Annotated in this window: 17 protein-coding genes; 16 read left to right on the forward strand and 1 reads right to left on the reverse strand. The window is 36.0% G+C overall.

The window, feature by feature from the left end:
* From neuB to wecA, 12 genes are all read left to right on the forward strand, one after another.
* Entirely contained in the window at positions 1-1,074 is a 1,074-nt protein-coding gene (gene neuB / locus QL998_RS00270) for an N-acetylneuraminate synthase (RefSeq protein WP_182195613.1), read from the forward strand.
* A complete protein-coding gene (locus tag QL998_RS00275; RefSeq protein WP_182195616.1) occupies positions 1,064-1,720 on the forward strand; it encodes an acetyltransferase in 657 nt (218 codons plus the stop codon). Before neuB ends, QL998_RS00275 begins: the two co-directional genes overlap by 11 nt.
* Positions 1,710-2,771, forward strand: coding sequence for a nucleotidyltransferase family protein (locus QL998_RS00280; protein ID WP_182195619.1), 1,062 nt, complete (start codon positions 1,710-1,712; stop codon positions 2,769-2,771). The genes QL998_RS00275 and QL998_RS00280 overlap by 11 nt, the downstream gene beginning before the upstream one ends.
* The gene (locus QL998_RS00285; protein ID WP_182195622.1) at positions 2,764-3,447 is read left to right on the forward strand and encodes an acylneuraminate cytidylyltransferase family protein; all 684 of its coding nucleotides are present in this window, start codon (positions 2,764-2,766) and stop codon (positions 3,445-3,447) included. The genes QL998_RS00280 and QL998_RS00285 overlap by 8 nt, the downstream gene beginning before the upstream one ends.
* A gap of 30 nt (positions 3,448-3,477) precedes the next feature.
* Positions 3,478-4,479 (forward strand): hypothetical protein, encoded by a 1,002-nt coding sequence (locus tag QL998_RS00290; protein WP_182195623.1) that lies wholly within the window; start codon positions 3,478-3,480, stop codon positions 4,477-4,479.
* A 49-nt stretch (positions 4,480-4,528) separates the two neighbouring features.
* Positions 4,529-5,779, forward strand: coding sequence for an oligosaccharide flippase family protein (locus QL998_RS00295; protein WP_182195627.1), 1,251 nt, complete (start codon positions 4,529-4,531; stop codon positions 5,777-5,779).
* Entirely contained in the window at positions 5,776-6,291 is a 516-nt protein-coding gene (locus QL998_RS00300; RefSeq protein WP_182195630.1) for an acyltransferase, read from the forward strand. Before QL998_RS00295 ends, QL998_RS00300 begins: the two co-directional genes overlap by 4 nt.
* 111 nt (positions 6,292-6,402) lie before the next feature.
* A complete protein-coding gene (locus QL998_RS00305) occupies positions 6,403-7,206 on the forward strand; it encodes a hypothetical protein (RefSeq protein WP_182195633.1) in 804 nt (267 codons plus the stop codon).
* A gap of 13 nt (positions 7,207-7,219) precedes the next feature.
* Positions 7,220-8,293, forward strand: a complete 1,074-nt coding sequence (locus QL998_RS00310) for an EpsG family protein (protein WP_182195635.1) — start codon at positions 7,220-7,222, stop codon at positions 8,291-8,293.
* Between the two features lie 13 nt (positions 8,294-8,306).
* Entirely contained in the window at positions 8,307-9,080 is a 774-nt protein-coding gene (locus tag QL998_RS00315) for a glycosyltransferase (RefSeq protein WP_182195638.1), read from the forward strand.
* 119 nt (positions 9,081-9,199) lie between these two features.
* A complete protein-coding gene (locus QL998_RS00320; protein ID WP_182195641.1) occupies positions 9,200-9,952 on the forward strand; it encodes a glycosyltransferase family 2 protein in 753 nt (250 codons plus the stop codon).
* Positions 9,953-10,385: 433 nt separating this feature from the next.
* Complete coding sequence (gene wecA / locus QL998_RS00325; RefSeq protein ID WP_024605760.1) at positions 10,386-11,456, forward strand: UDP-N-acetylglucosamine--undecaprenyl-phosphate N-acetylglucosaminephosphotransferase; 1,071 nt, start codon at positions 10,386-10,388, stop codon at positions 11,454-11,456.
* Between the two features lie 136 nt (positions 11,457-11,592).
* Here the strand turns inward: wecA and QL998_RS00330 are convergent, their stop codons facing one another.
* The gene (locus tag QL998_RS00330) at positions 11,593-12,966 is read right to left on the reverse strand and encodes an MBL fold metallo-hydrolase (protein ID WP_182195644.1); all 1,374 of its coding nucleotides are present in this window, start codon (positions 12,964-12,966) and stop codon (positions 11,593-11,595) included.
* Between the two features lie 418 nt (positions 12,967-13,384).
* Here QL998_RS00330 and rfaH point away from each other — a divergent pair, with 418 nt between their 5' ends.
* The 4 genes from rfaH (at position 13,385) to QL998_RS00350 (ending at position 18,180) form a co-directional block, all read left to right on the forward strand.
* Positions 13,385-13,867, forward strand: a complete 483-nt coding sequence (rfaH, locus tag QL998_RS00335; RefSeq protein ID WP_182195647.1) for a transcription/translation regulatory transformer protein RfaH — start codon at positions 13,385-13,387, stop codon at positions 13,865-13,867.
* A 485-nt stretch (positions 13,868-14,352) separates the two neighbouring features.
* Positions 14,353-15,468, forward strand: coding sequence for a polysaccharide export protein (locus QL998_RS00340; protein WP_182195649.1), 1,116 nt, complete (start codon positions 14,353-14,355; stop codon positions 15,466-15,468).
* Positions 15,469-15,480: 12 nt separating this feature from the next.
* Positions 15,481-15,915 carry a low molecular weight protein-tyrosine-phosphatase gene (locus QL998_RS00345; RefSeq protein WP_182195652.1) on the forward strand — a complete coding sequence of 145 codons (435 nt, stop codon included), beginning with the start codon at positions 15,481-15,483 and terminating at the stop codon, positions 15,913-15,915.
* 15 nt (positions 15,916-15,930) lie between these two features.
* Complete coding sequence (locus QL998_RS00350) at positions 15,931-18,180, forward strand: polysaccharide biosynthesis tyrosine autokinase (RefSeq protein ID WP_182195655.1); 2,250 nt, start codon at positions 15,931-15,933, stop codon at positions 18,178-18,180.
* Positions 18,181-18,513 lie beyond the last annotated feature (333 nt).

Consider the following 18,513-nt stretch of genomic DNA (forward strand, 5'->3'; position numbering starts at 1 on the left):
ATGACATTAATTATAGCTGAAGCTGGTGTTAACCATAATGGCAGTGACGACATAGCGTTTTCTCTTGTTGATGCTGCGCATCAAGCAGGAGCCAATATAGTTAAATTCCAAACATTTAAAGCTAAAAATTTAGTCACTGAAGATGCACAACAAGCAGAGTATCAAGTCACTAATAGTGGTCAAAAAGAGTCTCAGTACTCAATGCTAAAGCGATTAGAGTTGAGCTACGAAACGCACCATAAGCTAGTGAAATATTGTAATGAGTTAGGTATTGAGTTTTTATCTACCGCATTTGACTCAGAAAGCCTTTCATTTTTAGTTGATGATTTAGGAATAACGCGCCTAAAACTACCATCGGGTGAAATTACTAACGCGCCATTAGTACTAGAACACGCAAGAACAGGTTGTGATCTAATCGTATCAACAGGTATGGCAACGCTTTCTGAAATAGAGCAGGTATTATCAGTAATTGCTTTTGGTTATTTAAACCCAGAAGGCAATCCAACAGAAGAAGCATTACAAACAGCGTATTTTTCAGAGCAAGGTAAGCAATTATTAAAAGAAAAAGTAACACTTTTACACTGTACTACCGAATACCCAGCACCATTTAATGATATAAATTTAAATGCCATGGACACCATGAAAGATGCCTTTAAGCTAGAAGTAGGTTACTCAGATCATAGTGCAGGAATTGTAGTACCTATTGCCGCTGTCGCTAAAGGGGCTGTTTTAATTGAAAAGCATTTTACAGTCGATAAAGCACTGCCAGGCCCAGATCACAAAGCCTCTCTTGATCCTATCGAATTAAAAGAGATGGTTGATGGTATTCGCATTGTAGAACAAATATTAGGTGATGGCATTAAAGGGCCACGACCTTCAGAAGTTAAAAATAAAGCTGTTGCGCGTAAAAGTTTAGTTGCGGCTCAAGCGATTAAAAAAGGAGATGTATTAACAGCTGAAAATATGTCAGTGAAGCGCCCTGGTGGTGGAATAGAACCAATCAATTATTGGAATTTACTAAATTCCCCAGTAACTAAAGATTACTCAATAGGGCAGTTGCTTGATGAAAAATAAGCCACTTATTATAATTGGCGGTGGGGGACATGCAGCGGTATTAGCAGAGATCCTCCTTAAGCAAAATAAAAAAATAGTGAGTGTAGTTGCACCTGAGTTAATAGCGGCCGGTAATCTCTTTGATAATATAGAATTACTTCACAACGATGATGATATTCTTAAATTTAACCCTCAAGAAGTTTTGTTAGTTAACGGTATAGGCTCGATGCCTTCCAAATCTGTAAGAGAGGCGATTTATAATCGCTTTAAAAAACTAGGCTATGAGTTTGCCACGGTCATTGCTGATTCAGCCATCGTATCAGACTATTCCGTAATAGGTTGCGGTGTTCAAGTAATGAATAATTGCGTAGTTAATATCGGCACTGTAGTTGGAGAAAACACGATTATAAATACCTCGTCATCAATAGACCATGATTGCAGTATTGGTGCAAATTGTCATTTAGCACCAGGATCTACATTAAGTGGCCAGGTTGTAATAGAAAATAATGTTCACATAGCTACGGGTAGTAATTTAATTAATGATATTACTATAGGCCGAAATAGTATAATTGGTGTTGGCGCAAATATAACAAAATCAATTCCAGCGAACTCAGTTGTTTATGGTGCGCGCGCAATAGTTAAAGGATTAGAAAGTAATGACAGTTAATTGGCAAAAAGTAGTAATTGAACCTTCAGTTTCAATCAAAGAAGCGTTACAAGTGATCGATAGAGAAGCGCTTAGAGTCGCGCTTGTTGTTGATAACAACAAGCTGGTAGGCATGATAACGGATGGTGATGTACGAAGAGGTATACTCAAAGGTATTGAGTTAACAGCACCAGTAAGTACGATTATGAACATAAGCCCAGTCAGTGCTAGCGCCTCGTTAAGCAGTAATGAGCTTAAGCTATTAATGCAATCTCGTAAAATATTATCTCTGCCGATAGTTAATAACAATAATGAGTTAGTTGGTTTAAAAACACTTCATGAAACGCTAATAATAGAGAAGCGTGAAAACCCAGTTTTTATAATGGCAGGTGGGTTTGGAACCCGATTACGTCCACTCACTGATAATTGCCCAAAGCCAATGCTACGGGTGGGCGACAAGCCAATGCTTGAAACATTAATTAATAATTTTAAAAATCATGGCTTTTACAAGTTTTATATTTCTACACACTACTTGCCAGAGGTAATCATGGATTACTTTGACAACGGCAATAATTTTGACGTTGAAATTACATATGTGCATGAAGAAACGCCACTTGGCACTGGGGGCGCGCTCTCACTACTGCCAGATGATTTACCGAAAGAACCATTAATTATGATTAATGGCGATATTTTAACGAATGTTGATTTTTCTAAAGTACTAGACTTTCATGTTAAAAAGGCTAGCGATGCCACAATGTGTGTCCGTGACTATGAGGTTAAAATTCCCTTTGGAGTAATTGAAGGTGAAGGGCATCAAATTACAGGCATGGTAGAAAAGCCAACATACCGTTACTTTGTTAATGCTGGTATTTATGTGATTTCGCACAATATTATTAATTCACTTCCAAAGAGGCAGCACTTAGATATGCCAAGTTTATTTGAACAAAAACAAGCAGAAGGGCTTAAAACATTGAAGTTCCCTATTCATGAGTATTGGTTAGATGTAGGGCGTCATGATGATTTTCAAAAAGCACAGTTAGATATCAATACCTTAGGAATTAATAATGATTAATGGTAAAAAAGTTTTGGCAGTAATTCCAGCCCGAGGAGGAAGTAAAAGGCTACCAAGAAAAAATATATTAAAATTAGCTGGAAAACCTTTAATTGCTTGGAGTATAGAGGCAGGGCTAAATAGTAAATATGTTGATGAAGTTATTGTTACTAGTGACGACAGTGAAATATTAAATATATCTAAAAATCATGGTGCAGATACCATCAAGAGGCCAGAGGTACTTGCTTCTGATATTGCTACTACTTTCGATGCAGTAAAGCACGTTATTGATAACACACAAGCGTATGACTATGTAGTTTTATTACAAGCCACAAGCCCTCTTAGAAGTCGCATACATTTAGATAGTGCAATAGAGTTATTAGTTGAAAAACAAGCTGATTCTATAGTAAGTGTATGCGAGATGGATCATTCACCCTTATGGTCGAATACCTTGAATAGTGAGCTATCGATGGATAATTTTTTGAATGACGAAGTGCTTAATAAGCGCAGTCAAGATCTAGAAAAGTACTATAGATTAAACGGTGCAATCTTTATTTGTAAGGTAGAAAAACTATTAGCTGCAGGTAGCTTTATGTTAAAAGCTAATACTTTTGCGTATTTAATGGATAGAGAAAACTCCATTGATATCGATGAAAAAATTGACTTTAAAATTGCAGAGTTTTATTTAAAACAATGAGAATATTAACCTATAAAATAAGTATAAACTATGAGTGAAAAATTCAATATTTTTTTTGTGGAAAGTCCCCTACAACTAATATCTGCAACTCAGGTTCGTGACTTATTAAAAATAAAAAAAACAATTATCTTCATTAATATACACGAAAAAAACAATAATAATCATAAGCAAATAATGAGTGAGTTAGATTCTAAATGGGCTAAAGTGCACATTTTTTACAATACCAACCTTTATTTAGGATATTTTTTATATTTTTCTTTTTTATTTAAATTGTTTTTTAAGTATCGGAATAGAGTAGAGCGTTTGTTCTATGGTGAATATAGAAACCCTGATTATGCTATTTATGAAGCTTGTATAGCTCCAAGAGAGTCGATCTTATTGGATGATGGAGCGGTTACGATAGCTATGCAGAAAAAATTTATAAAGCAAAATAAAAGTGTATTTGAAATAAAAGGCTTAAAAAAGAAACTTTTTAAAAAATTATTACTTAAACCAAGAAAGCCCAATTTATTTACCTTTTTTGACTTAAGTATGTTTATGCTTCCGGGGCAAACTAATTACTATAACTATAAAAGCAAGAAGGAAAATCATAAAATATCAGTAGATAATAGTCATTATTTCATAGGTGGAAAGTTGTCTGAAGCAGGTTATATGAAAGAAAATGATGAGTTGTATGTGTTAAGCACCATTTTTAAACACTACTACATTGATGATTTTTATTATATACCTCATAGAGAAGAGTCTGAAAAGAAACTCAATAAAATTAAAAAAATTGGATTTAAAATTAAAAACTTAAATCAACCTATAGAAAACTACTACCTGTCAACCAATATTATGCCTGTAAAAGTGCTTTCTTATTATTCGACGGCGCTTTACACGTGCTATTTAAATTTTAATTCGCAGGTTGATTTAGTCGCCGTAGATGTTCGCGAATATTTAACATCAAAAGTATCGCTAGAAAATGTAAATATTGTTTACGATTATTATGCAGATATTGGTATGGAAATAAAAAAAATTAGCTTTCAGATATAAATAGAAGTATTTGCATAATGACATTACGTTTAAAGTTAAGGGAAGAGCCTTGTTAAGAAATACGCTTATTTATACATTAAGTTCGATTGCTAGCTCTGCTATTCCTTTTATTTTGCTACCGATTTTAACTCGCTATTTGGAACCAGAGGAATATGGCCAAATTGCGATGTTTGGTATTTTCACAACAGCTTTAAGTTCTTTAATAGGCTTAAGTGTTTATGGCGCAGCAAATCGCCGTTACTTTGATGAAAAAATAACGTCTACTGAATTAGCTAGGTTCAATGGTAACTGCTTTTTGATATTGGTGGGTAGTACACTTATATCGGTAATTATTCTAGCACTTATTGATGGGCTCCTTGCAGCATATCTTGGTATTCCCTTGCTTTGGGTTTATTTAGGATTACTTAGTGTTTTTTGTAGTTTCACCCTAAACATACGTTTAGGCCAGTGGCAGATCAGGGGTAGAGCAAAGTCATATGGAACTCTTCAGGTAACTAATGCTCTCGTAGTTTTGCTGTTTAGCCTCTTGTTGGTTGTTCTATTTGAGTTAGGACCAAACGGGCGCATCTATGGGATTGTGATAACAAGTATTATTATTGGAATAATATCATACTTCACTCTTCGCAATGATAAGCTCGTAATATTTGAATACAACAAGGCTGACATAAAATATGCACTATCATTCGGCATTCCATTAATCCCCCACGTTCTAGGAGGCTTTTTATTACTTTCTATTGATCGTTTAGTAATAAATAAAGAGTTAGGGTTGGAAATGACTGGCATTTACATGGTTGCTGTTAACTTAGGTAATGCCTTAAATATAGTTTTCAATAGTATTAATAAGGCATATTCACCTTGGCTGTTTGGAAAGCTGAAAGAAAATGATAACTTTATAAAAAAATCGATTGTAAAAAAAACATATATATATTTTTTGTTTTTGACTCTTTTAATATTTTTATCATTCTTGATTGCTCCCGCAATTCTAAAACTCATAGTTGGTGAACAATTCCATGAAGCTGCGAGAGTATTACCTTTTATAGTTACCGGGCAAGTTTTTCTTGGGATGTATTTTATGGTGACGAATTACATTTTTTACATAAAAAAAACCAAATACTTATCTTATGTAACAATAACTTCAGGTGCATTAAATATTGTCTTGTTATTAATTCTCATACCAAATTATGGGCTAATAGGTGCGGCATTAGCTTTTTTAATTGCGAATTTTTGTCAGTTTATATTTACTTGGCTCATAAGCGCAAAGTTATTTGATATGCCGTGGAGATTAAAGGAGGAAAGATGAAAGGTTTATTCAATTTTATCAATAAATTTAGACGCCGTATAAGAAAAAGATATTATACAAATAAGGCTATTAAACAAATTACACATTATGACGAGTTACCAAATATAAACTTTAAAAGCAGTTTCAATAATCATACGTATTTAGGTAAAAACTGTCATTTTAATGGTATGCAGATATCAGGAGCGGGGAAAGTCACTATAGGAGATAATTTTCACTCAGGTTCATCATGTATGATGATAACGCAAAACCATAATATTAACGGAACCGCGTTACCTTACGATAATAGCTATGTTACCAAAGACATTAATATAGGTGAAAGTGTTTGGTTAGGGAGCCGAGTTATAGTTTTAGCTGGCGTAAACATTGGTGAGGGAGCCGTAATTCAAGCTGGTAGCGTAGTAGTTTCTGATATACCCCCGCTATCAATAGCTGGAGGTCACCCCGCTGTTGTTTTCAGCCAAAGAAATGCTGAACACTACTATAGGCTTAAAAGTGAAGGTAAATTCAATTAGCGCTATTTAAAAGTAGTTACTTTTAAATAATTTAGTTAGCTTTTGTTGCTAGTCCAATATTCGTATTCAGGCAAATAAAGCTAATTAATAAATGGAAAGGTGTAGGAAATTATGTTGGCAGAAATAAGATCGTTATGGATTGGTGGTGCTTTATCTAGGCTAGAAAGAGTGTGTTTAACCTCTTTTTTGCGTGCAGGGCATAAGGTGTATCTATATACCTACGATGAAGTACTAAACATACCGGAAGGTGTCGAGGTTTTAGATGCTAATAGCATACTACCAAAAAATAAAGTTTTTACTTACGGGTCTGTAACAGGTAAAGGTAAAGGAAGTTATGCTGGATTTGCTAACCACTTTAGGTACGAAATGCTTCTAAAGTGTAGCAATACCTATTGGGTTGATATGGACGTTATCTGCTTATCTCCATTTTATATTGAGAACGATCTTGATTTTGGTTTTGAGAATGAAACCTATATAAACAATGCTGTAATTGGAACGAAAGAATCAGGTAACAAACTATTTTCTAATTTAAGTAACTACTGTAATAACCCATTTCAATTTACAAGGTGGGATACATTTAAATTCCTAATAAGAAAGTTTATTGGCAGAACCTGGGGGCGCGGAGATTTTTCTTATTTGCCATGGGGTATTACAGGACCCAAAGCCCTTACTGGCTTTGTAAAGAAGGGTGAGCTAATAAACTATGCTGCACCAATGCAAAAATATTACCCAATTTCATCAGCTGACTGGAAGAAAATTTTCTTTGCCAGTGATGGGCACATTAATCTGGAAGGAGCTCAGGCAGTCCATCTGTGGAACGAGCAACTCCGAAGAGATAATTTAGATAAAAACACAGTATTTGACAAAGAGTCTTTATATGAACGGCTTATTTCAGGTCTGAAGTTAGATGAATAGTGCCCTTTAATAAATGATTTATCTTATACTTGTTGCCGTGCTTACACTTTTTTCGTACTCATCTATAGCAAAAAAAGACTATAGTTTTTTGGGCTATTCTTTAGTGCTGATACTTGCCTTATTTGCGGGGTTGAGGCATGAAGTAGGTGCTAAACCTGATTGGGAGGTTTATCACCAAGTATTTTATGATGCTCCCGAATATATCTCAAATTTATTTAATTATTTTTCTGACAATAGGCGCATAGAAAAAGGGTATTTAACTTATAATTTTATAATTCACTCCATAATTGATGACTTTAATTTTTTTCTTGTTGTTACAGCCTTAATTACTATAGGTTTAACCTATAAAAGTGTATCTATATACACTCCAATGACTATATTCGCACTACTAATTTATATGCGTTATGGTTATTTTCAGTTTAACATGATGTTTTTAAGGCAAGGTTTAGCTGTCGCAATATTCTTATATTCACTACAGTTTATAAAATCTAGAAATGCTTACGCTTATTTTTTATTGAATTTAATAGCAGTTACTTTTCATGTAAGCTTGATTTTAGTTTTTCCATTGTACTTTTTTGTAAATAAAAAATTTAAACCGCACGTTTTTATGTCTATCCTAATTAGCGCGTTATTTTTGCAAGGAATCAATGTAATTAAGCTAATAGCAGATGTTTTACCCAACTCAAACGTTATTTTTTACGCGTTTAAGTCATACGTATCTGCTGGCGAGCCAAAACCATTTTCTTTCTCATTTATAGAAAAACCATTAACGTTTCTTATTTTACTTTATTATTATGAGAGGCTCGCGAAAAGGTTTGAGTACTTTGATCTATTTTTTAACTTAAGCTTTATAGGGCTTATCTTAAGTATATTGTTAATGCAGTTTGAGGACTTAAGTGATAGGTTTGTGATTATTTTTAATATATCAAATATTGTGCTTTTAACCTATTTAATGCGAGTGTTTAAAGGTGAGGGAAGGTTAGTTTACCTATCTATCGTGTCATTTATAATTATGTTCTTTGTTTTTAAGATGACAAACTCAGAACAATATATACCCTATAATGTATTGGGAAAATTTAACCTCTAATAGTAAGGCCTCCATGTTAACAATTGCCATATCAACAGTTACTGCTTCTTTAAATAAGTTGACAGAATATCTTCAGACAAATATTGATAAAATAGATCATAGAGTCAACTTTTTAATATGTTCACAAAGAGAACCTACTAATACTGTAACTCAACTATCGGAAAGGGTTAAAGTAATAAAAACGACTGAATCTGGGTTAAGTCGCAGCCGTAATATGCTGATCGAAAATAGCCAGAGCAAGTGGTTGTGGATACAGGACGATGATATTGAATTAGAATTTGAAGCTCTGGATAAGTTAGTTTACATACTCCAAAACTCTAATAATGATCTTCATTTTATAAAAATTAAATCTTTAGAGGATCATAGTAAATTTTATAAGGATTATGCTTTTCACCGCTCGCACAAGTTAACAAATTCCTTAAAAATATCTTCTATTGAAATAATAGTAAGGCGAGAATTCGTCAATGCTAATAATATTAAGTTCGATACGAATTTAGGTTTAGGGACACAGCTTCCATGCTGTGAAGAAAATAAATTTATATTAGATTTATTTAAGGCTAATGCAAAAGTAAGTTATTTAGGTCTAGCCACTTGCTACCACACGACTAATATAGAAAGTCGAGCTATAGATCATGCTGGTCGATTCTGTGCTAGAGGGTACTTATTGCGCTTTTATCCCTTTTATATTCGCTTTGCGCTAATGCTACGGTGGGCAATAAAAATTCCTGCAGAGTTATCTTTCTATGAAAAAATGAAGCTAATGTTAAAAAACTACATTAGAAAATGATTATTTTATTTCTAAAGCTTTAATCTAAGGTTTATCTCTATATACTATGCAGGATTTTTTAAATAAATATATCTTAGCAAAATTTACTATTAAAGTATTTTTCAAACGAAGAGTTAAATATGCACCTTATCTCAATTATTACAGCGACTTATAATTCTAGTTCAGAATTACTTGAAACTTATAAGTCTATATCCTCACAAACGCTAGATAATTGGGAATGGCTAGTAACTGATGATTGCTCGTCAGACTCAACATATCAATTGCTGCAAGAGGTATCAGAAAAAGATCAAAGAGTAAAAGTTTTCAAAAATGCGGTTAACTCAGGTGCTGCTGTCGCACGCAACAGCTCATTAAGTAATGCTAAAGGTGACTTTATAGCGTTTATCGACAGTGATGATTGCTGGCATCCTAATAAGCTTGAAAAGCAAGTAGCCTTTATGGGGGATAGCATTGACTTTTCTTTTACTGCTTACGCCCTAATAGATCATAGTGGGGAGCCAATAGGTAAAACAGTAGATGCAACACAAACCGGCTTTTTTACCTATAGCGACATGCTAAGAAAAAAAGCAACCTTAGGATGCTCTACCGTAATGTTAAGACGTAATGCTTTTTCTGATATTACTATGCCATTACTAAGAACAGGGCAAGATTATGCAACATGGCTAAAGTTATTAAAATCGGGGAAAAACGCTTACCTATTAAATGAGATACTAACGTGTTACAGAATAATGCCTAACTCAATTTCAAGAAACAAATTAAAAAAGGCTAAGCGGCAGTGGCAAATTTATCGTGAAGTAGAAAAGCTTCCTTTTATAAAAGCAGTTACTTGCTTTGCCTATTATGCATGGAGAGCTGTGTTCCGTCAGTCGTGATACCTATAAAAGCCTAAGTGTTTAAATCTTACTCTCGGAATAGATCTTTAGTTTATATTTGTATTCAATGCGCGTTCAGAGTTCAGCCATAGAATAATGGACTAGCGTATTGCTAATCAAAAAAATGAATAATAAAATATATCTATTGTGTATTTGTATAATACAAAACTATTTAATTTACTCATTGTTGTTTAGAAAGGCTCTAAATAACCCAAAATACTTAGATGCTTTACTAGCTCATTAAACTTTGAGTTTTTTTATAGGCAAGTGTTATATTGTTTTCGCCAAGGAGTACATGAGTGTGTTTAGGGAAATTCTTACTTTAGCTGTAATTATTTAAAAATTCAGAAAGCACACATTAAATTTTTAAGTGCTTTAAATCAACTGAAACAACCAGATTAAGTTAACTTAGCCAGTTAACACGGAACTTTATATGATTTTAGATCTTCTATTTACCTTTGTTATTGCCTTCGCAATGCTATTCCTAATGCGAAAAGTAGCACGCAATATTGGACTTGTAGACATTCCCTCAGGCAGAAAAGCTCATACAGGTAATATTCCCCTAGTTGGCGGCGTGGCAATATGTATCACAATAGTTCATTACATTTATTCTCACCCAGGTATGATTAATCACGAAAACCTATTTATGCTTTGCATAACTGCGCTTACAGCAATCGGTGTTCTTGATGATAAATATGATTTAAGCGTTAAGTTTAGGATCATCATACAAACGGCTATCTCTATAGTTATGATTTACTTTGCAGGTGCTCAAATGCAGTCTTTGGGTAATATGTTCGGTATTGGAGAAATTTTTCTCACATGGCTTGGTCCTGTGATTACCGTGTTTGCAGTGATCGGCTGTATTAATGCTTTTAATATGGTTGATGGTATCGATGGGCTTCTTGGTGGTTTATCAATTGTTACATTTGGCAGCATAGCTATTTTATTATCTTTGTCGGGTGAGCAAAAACTTAGCTATTTATGTATATTGTTGGTAATTACTATGATCCCTTATATTATAATGAACTTGGGTTTATTCGGTCGTGCTAGAAAAGTATTTATGGGTGATGCAGGTAGTATGATGATAGGCTTTACTGTAATTTGGCTTTTAATTGGCGCTAGCCAAAATCCAGGTAGCCCAATGATCCGTCCTGTAACAGCATTATGGTTAATCGCAGTCCCTTTAATGGATATGGTTGCAATAATGATACGTAGAATTAAACAAAAAAAATCACCATTTAAGCCAGATAGAGAGCATTTACATCATATCTGCCAAAGAATTGGCTGCTCTCCCATGCAAACATTGGCGTTAATTTGTTTTATAGCCTCGGTGTTTGCTTCAGTGGGGATGCTGGGAGAGGTATATAATATCCCAGAGTACTATATGTTTTATTGCTTTCTAGTAGTATTTTGTCTTTATTTATATGCACTTGCAAACTATTGTAGAGTAATTAACTACATAAGGTGTAAGCTTGGGCTGCCTGAACTTACAATACAACAATAACTTGCTTGTTGTTTATAGAGTAAAATAAAGTTACATAAATACTAGAAAATCCAAATGGCACTTAAAGCTGAGTGCCATTTGAACATACTTTAACAACAGGTGCTGTGGGTTTATTTATACTTCACTGCGTGGCTCATTAACACCTTCCAATCTCTATTTTAACTTCACTACTTAACACTTCCTTGTACTTTGCTGCTAAGGCGTTTTTTGCTTCAACATCGCCATGTACAATTTTAATACGGCTTGGCTTTTTATGCATACCCGTTACAAACTTAATTAATCCGTTTTGATCGGCATGGGCGCTGTACCCGCTAATTGTATGTATTTTTGCGTTTATAGTAATGCGAGCATCATTTATAAAAACATACCCATTACGCGGGCCATATTTTTGAATTTCGCGACCTAGCGTTTTGTTTCCTTGGTAACCTACAAACAATACATCAGTGGTTTTGTCACTTAAAAATCGCTCAAGATAATTAACTATTCGGCCACCAGTGCACATACCGCTTGCTGCTAATATTATGGCTGGTGTTTGCCGGGTACTTAAATAGTTAATAACAGCCAAGTGCTCCTTGTGTGTATCAACCGTAGTTAGGTTTTTAAAATCGAGCGGGTGCCTACCGTTTGCAACTTTGCGTTTAGCTTCGCTATCCCATAGGTGTTTAAACTTTTTGTATTGCTCAGTAAAATTGGCTGCCATGGGGGAGTCGAGTATTACGTGAATGTCTTGCCACTTAGACTTTTTAGATGAGCTATGTATTAGTTGCTCAAGCTCATATAGCAGCTCTTGTGTGCGGCCAATACTAAAAGCAGGAACTAAAACAACACCATTGTCGGCTACGGCGCGTTCAATAATGTTTTTTAGCGTTTTTGTGCGCTCTTTACGGCCTTGATGATTTTTATCCCCGTAGGTTGATTCAATAACGAGGGTATCGGCTTTATAGGGCGGCTTAGGCGAAGGGAGTAGCGGGGTGTATGGCGCACCTAAGTCTCCCGAAAATACAACGCGATGTTTGTTGTTATTGCTATTTGTAACATCAATTTCAACGTAGGCAGAACCTAATATATGGCCCGCACGCTGAAACCGCGCTTTAGCTTTACTGGGCCCTTTGCAAGGTAGTTCAAACCACGTTTTATAGTCAACAGCTACGATACGCTTATTTAATAAGCTTAAGCAGGCAGCTATAATTTTAGGGTCGCGGGTTACACCCACTTTTAAAGCATCTTCTATTACCAAAGGTAATAAGCTGGCCGATGCAATACTTGTAAAAATAGAGCCTTTAAAACCGGCTGCTAATAGGTAAGGAATTCGGCCAACATGGTCAATATGGCAATGGGTAACAATAAGGGCAGTAACATGGGTAATAGTAAACTCAATTGAAAGGTCGGCTTTAGAGTCTTCGCCTTGAAATAACCCGCAATCAATAAGCACACTTGTTTGCTCGTTAACTACCAGCTCGTGGCACGAACCAGTAACGCCGTTAACCGCTCCGTGGTGAAGTATTTGCATTGTGCTTCCTTGTCATCAATTTGTTACATTGAATTTTAAGGTAGAAGTAAAGCCATAATTATTCAAGGTACTAACGCTTGGGCTAAATTAATAACCTTATCTAGAAGTATGTACCCACCTGTAGGCGCGAATTTACTTCGCGCTCTTATTTATATATTTATTAAAAAATATTAATTAAAGTTTTTAATAAATTTTCGCAGCTAAACTTTTGTTTGGCCCAATCTAAACATGGCTTTATAGGTACTAAACTAGCGTTAAAGCCTTTACTCTCTTTAAACTCAATAACAATATTAATTAAAGTGAGTGGCTATTAACCACTAAGGCTTATTTACATAGAGGCTTTATGTTGGCTATAATGCCGCCGTTGTTTAGTTTGTAATTGTATTTTTTGCAATTTAGTTGTGTATTAAGGGCTACTATGGAATGTTGGTATTTAGTCGTATGCAAACCTAAGCAAGAAGAGCGAGCTAAAACTAACTTGCAAAATCAAGGGATTGAAGCGTTTTACCCCCAATTAACTACCGAAAGGTTGGTTAAAGGTCGTCGGACCGTCAAACACACCGCTTTATTCCCTAATTATTTATTTGTATGCCTTGAATCAAAAAATGGTAACTTTTCTGCTGTAAAAAATACCCGTGGAATAGGTGGTTTTGTTTCTTATGGGGCAAATTATCAATTAGTTTCCGAATACATAATGAACCAACTAAAAAATGAACGTTCGCACACCACAGAATCAAAAATACCAAAAATAGGCGATGCAGTAAGTGTTAATAACGATTCATTTAATAATATACAAGCTATATATAAAGAGCCAGACGGCGACTTGCGCAGTATTTTACTCATTAACTTACTTAATCAAAAAATTGAAGTAAGTGTAGATAATAAAGATATTAAGCAATAATAACTAAAGCGTAGCAGCGGCTTTACGCGCGTGAATTAAAATGTAGCAGCAGCTTTATGCCGCGAAAAAATATTTTTATATCAGTAACTAGGAACTGTAACCTAAGGGCGGAAGCGTGCCTAAAGCACTTAAAACTGTGTTGTTAAGTCTACTGTACGCGCAGCGTGCTGGCGTGACGAGGAAAGCTCGTAATCTTTATATTTTAGTGATCTATCATTTACCTTAGTTCACTTTATTTAATGCAATTAGATATTAATGAGCCTGGTGTTTTACTAAAAACGGCTATCAATTAAATTTATTCATAAAGACCTTATGAAAATACTGATATAATTTCAGTGCTAATTAAAAACTTAGTTACAAAGCTTTTACAAAGCAAAGGCTATTGATTCACAATAGTGCACATGCTTTAATTAGTCGGCTAAAATACAAGTGCTCACCAAGGTTGGTGAGTAAGTGCAATATTAAAATAATTTTGGGATTCTACAATGGCGTTAAGCTGTAAATCACTCGCATCAATACTCGCAATACTAAGCATGACCGGCTGTACAATAGTACCAGGCAGCCACTTTGAAGGTATAGACTCAGGCGAGCAAACACAAAACCTCGAACAAGATCTCGAAAAAGTAAACATTCAAATAATCGACTCGCTACTAATAAATAAACAAAATCAAGCGCGTATAGCAGCTAAACCAATTTCAAGCACTGCTGGTTTAAACGTAAGTAACTACGAATACAAACTAGGTGTTGGTGACGTACTAACAATAGGCGTATGGGATCACCCAGAGCTAACAATACCTGCAGCAGTACAACGTACCGCAGAATTTGACGGCTTTAGAGTACAACGAGACGGCACCATTACTTACGCCTACGCACCAAATATACCCGCAGCAGGTAAAACAATAAGCCAAGTACGTAATGAGCTTGTTAAACGCCTAAGCCGAGTAATAGAAGACCCTCAAGTAGACGTAAAAGTAGTGGGCTTTAGAAGCCAAAAAACCTACGTTACCGGCGAAGTAAAGCAACCTGGTGTATACCCAGTAACCGAAATTCCACTTACATTAATAGATGCCCTAAACCAAGCAGGTGGTTTAACAGATGCAGCCGATTGGCGCACAGTTACATTTACCCGTGGCAACAAAACAGAAGTTATAAAACTTGATGACTTTTATGCCCATGGTGATATTTCGCAAAACCGCTTATTGCAGCATGGCGACATAGTGCACGTAAACCGTAACGATGCACAAAAAATATTTGTATTAGGTGACGTTAAAAAAGCAGGTTCAGTAACGCTTAACCGTTATGGTTTAAACTTGGCCGAAGCGCTAAGCGACTCGGGCGGCTTGAATGAGGCAACAGCAGACGCTAACGGTGTATTTGTACTGCGAAAAAGTGACGTAGAGCAAACCGGTATTATTGCAAACGTATACCAATTACATGCTAAAAATATAGCGGCAATGGTGTTAGCTGAGCAGTTTGAACTACAACCGCGCGATATTGTATATGTAACATCGGCACCACTTGCCCGTTGGAACCGTGTAATTAGCTTACTATTACCGTCTATTGCTACTGTAGATAGTGTTGACGATATAACTGCAAACTAAGGGTTTTTAAAAATGTTTGATTCAGTTTTAGTGGTGTGTGCAGGTAATATTTGCCGCAGCCCAACAGGTGAGTATGTTTTAAAGCAAAAGCTTGAAGGCAAAAATATTAAAGTATCGTCTGCTGGGTTAACAGCACTTGAAGGCAAACCAGCAGATGCAAAAGCAAAACAAATAGCACTCGCACATGGCGTTAATATGGATGCCCACCAAGGCCAGCAGCTTACATCAAGCTTAGTTGCGCAAAACAGCGTAATACTTGTAATGGAAGAACGCCATTTAAACGACGTACATGCTCGCTACCCAGAGGCGCGCGGTAAAACGTTTTTATTGGGTAAGTGGATTAATAACGCTGAAATACCAGACCCATATCGCCAAAGCCAAGAGGCTTTTGGACACGTTTACACATTAATCGACAGCGCGTGTAGCGCTTGGCAAAAGTATTTATAAGGAATGGCTAATTTAATGAATACACAGCCGAATAACAGCGCTAGTAGCGCTAATAATAAAAGCACTAATAATACACAACCAACGCAAGAAATTGATTTAATGGCGCTACTAGGCGCATTGCTCGATCGCAAATATTTTATAGTAGCTGTAACCGCACTGTTTATGTTTGTGGGTGTTATTTATGCAGTATTAAGTACCCCTGTTTACCAAGCAACAGCCATGATACAAGTTGAAGACGGCAGCGCATCAGTCCCTGGTTTTGACGATATGGCAGGCATGTTCGAAAGTACATCGGCTGCAGTAACCGAAATAGAGCTACTAAAGTCGCGTAGTATAATAGGTGAAGCTGTAGATACTTTAAAGCTTGATGTTATAGCAGAGCCTAAACTATTCCCGTTTATTGGTAGTCGCGCTTATCGTAAATTTACTCCAATGGAAGATGGCGACTTAGCAGAGCCAAGCTTTGGTGCTAATAGCTACGCATGGGGTGGTGAGAGCATAAATGTATTTAGGTTTGATGTACCACGTACTGCTGTAAATCAAGCATTTACTTTGATCGCACAAACTAACAACAGCCTTGCACTTTTAAATGGTGACGGCGAGAAAATATTATCGGGTAAAGTAGGCGAGGAGCTTACAAACGGTAAGTTTAACTTAACCATTCGTACTTTAAATGCGCGCCCTGGTACAGAGTTTACAATTACCCGTAAAGATCGTCTTAATACTATTTTAGATTTGCAAACAGCAATTGGTGCAAGTGAAAAAGGTAAAGACTCAGGCATAATTAACTTAAGTTTACAAAGCACTAAACCAAGCTACGCTGAAAAAGTACTTGATAAAGTGGCCGCTATTTATGTACGCCGCAATGTTGAGCGCAATAGTGCCGAGGCACAAAAGTCGCTTGAGTTTTTAGAAGTACAACTGCCTGAAATTAAAAAACAGCTTGAATACGCAGAGCAACGCTTTAACGACTACCAAATTAAACGCCAATCAATAAACATAACACTCGAAACACAAGGTGTGCTTGAACAAGTTGTAAAGCTTGAAACCAAGTTACAAGAGCTAAACCTAAAACGGTTAGAGCTTGGCCGTAAATTCAAAAAAGATCACCCAACATACCAAGGTATTCTGGAGCAAATAGAGGCGGTTGAAAGCCAAAAGCAAGAGCTTGTAGGTGAGGTAGGTAATCTGCCAGAAACTCAACAAGAGCTACTTCGCTTAAGACGCGATGTTGAGGTAAGCAACCAAATTTACACATTGTTACTTAGTAAAACGCAAGAGCTTGATATAGTTCGCGCAGGCACTGTAGGTAACGTACGTATAATTGACTACGCCGAGGTAAACACCAGCAAGCCAGTTAAACCTAAAAAAGCATTAATAGTCGTAATGGCGACTATGCTAGGCGGTATGTTAGCTGTGGCTATAGTGCTTATACAAAAGGCAATGCACAAAGGCGTTGAAGACCCTGCAGAAATTGAAGCGCTAGGCCTACCTGTATACGCAAGTGTACCGCACTCAGATTACCAAGATAAACTAAGTGGCTTTGCTGAACGAGCCCGTAAAAACAAAACAAATAAGCCTAGAAGCATATTAGCTCTTTATAACCCAGCTGACCTAGCAATAGAGGCACTGCGTAGCTTACGTACAAGTTTGCACTTTGCGATGATGGAAGCTAAAAATAATATTATTGCTATATCGGGCCCAAGCCCAAGTGTGGGTAAATCGTTTATATCGGTTAACTTAGCAAGTGTGCTTGCGCAAAGCGGTAAAAAAGTACTGATTATTGATGCCGATATGCGTAAAGGCTACTTACAAACGCAGTTTGGGTTAAAGTGGGACGATGGATTAAGTGATTACTTATCTGGCCGTTTAAACCTAGAGCAAGTTACTAAACCAACCAAAGTTGAAGGTTTAAGTGTTATTACGCGTGGACAAATACCGCCAAACCCTTCAGAGCTATTAATGCATAGCAACTTTAGTAAGTTAGTTGAAGAAGTAAGCGCCGCTTACGACATTATAATTATTGATACACCACCAATACTTGCAGTAACTGACCCCGCAATTGTAAGTGCGCATACAGGCACTACGTTACTAGTAACCCGTTTTGGACAAAATCATGTACGAGAAATAGAGCTAACTCGAAATCGTTTTGAGCAAAATGGCATAGACGTAAAAGGCGTTGTATTTAACGGTGTAGTTAAAAAAGCGAGTAATGCGTATGGGTATTATGGATATTACAACTACGAATACAAAAGTGATAAATAATTTATATGGGGCCTATTGGGCACTTTTTATAAAAAGCACTAAATCAAGCAATTACAATGAGATAGTCTAAATTGACTGTCTCAATTTAGAAAAAAGTGTCTCAGTGGGTTGTAATAAAGCTGAGATACTAAACTGCTAAAATACAACTTCATAATGACCAATCGGTTACTTAGAGTGTGAATACTGTGATGTTTTAAAGTGATTTATCATCAGGAAGAGAGTTTCAATCCACTCAAAATAGGTTGGAAAATGTACTTTAAATAATAGGGATTTAAGCTCCCAGCACTCTTAGTTCACCCTTAAATAGCTTCTTTAAACAACCGAGTTTATTTT

The organism is Pseudoalteromonas sp. APC 3691 (assembly GCF_030408135.1).
Taxonomy (GTDB): Bacteria; Pseudomonadota; Gammaproteobacteria; order Enterobacterales; family Alteromonadaceae; genus Pseudoalteromonas.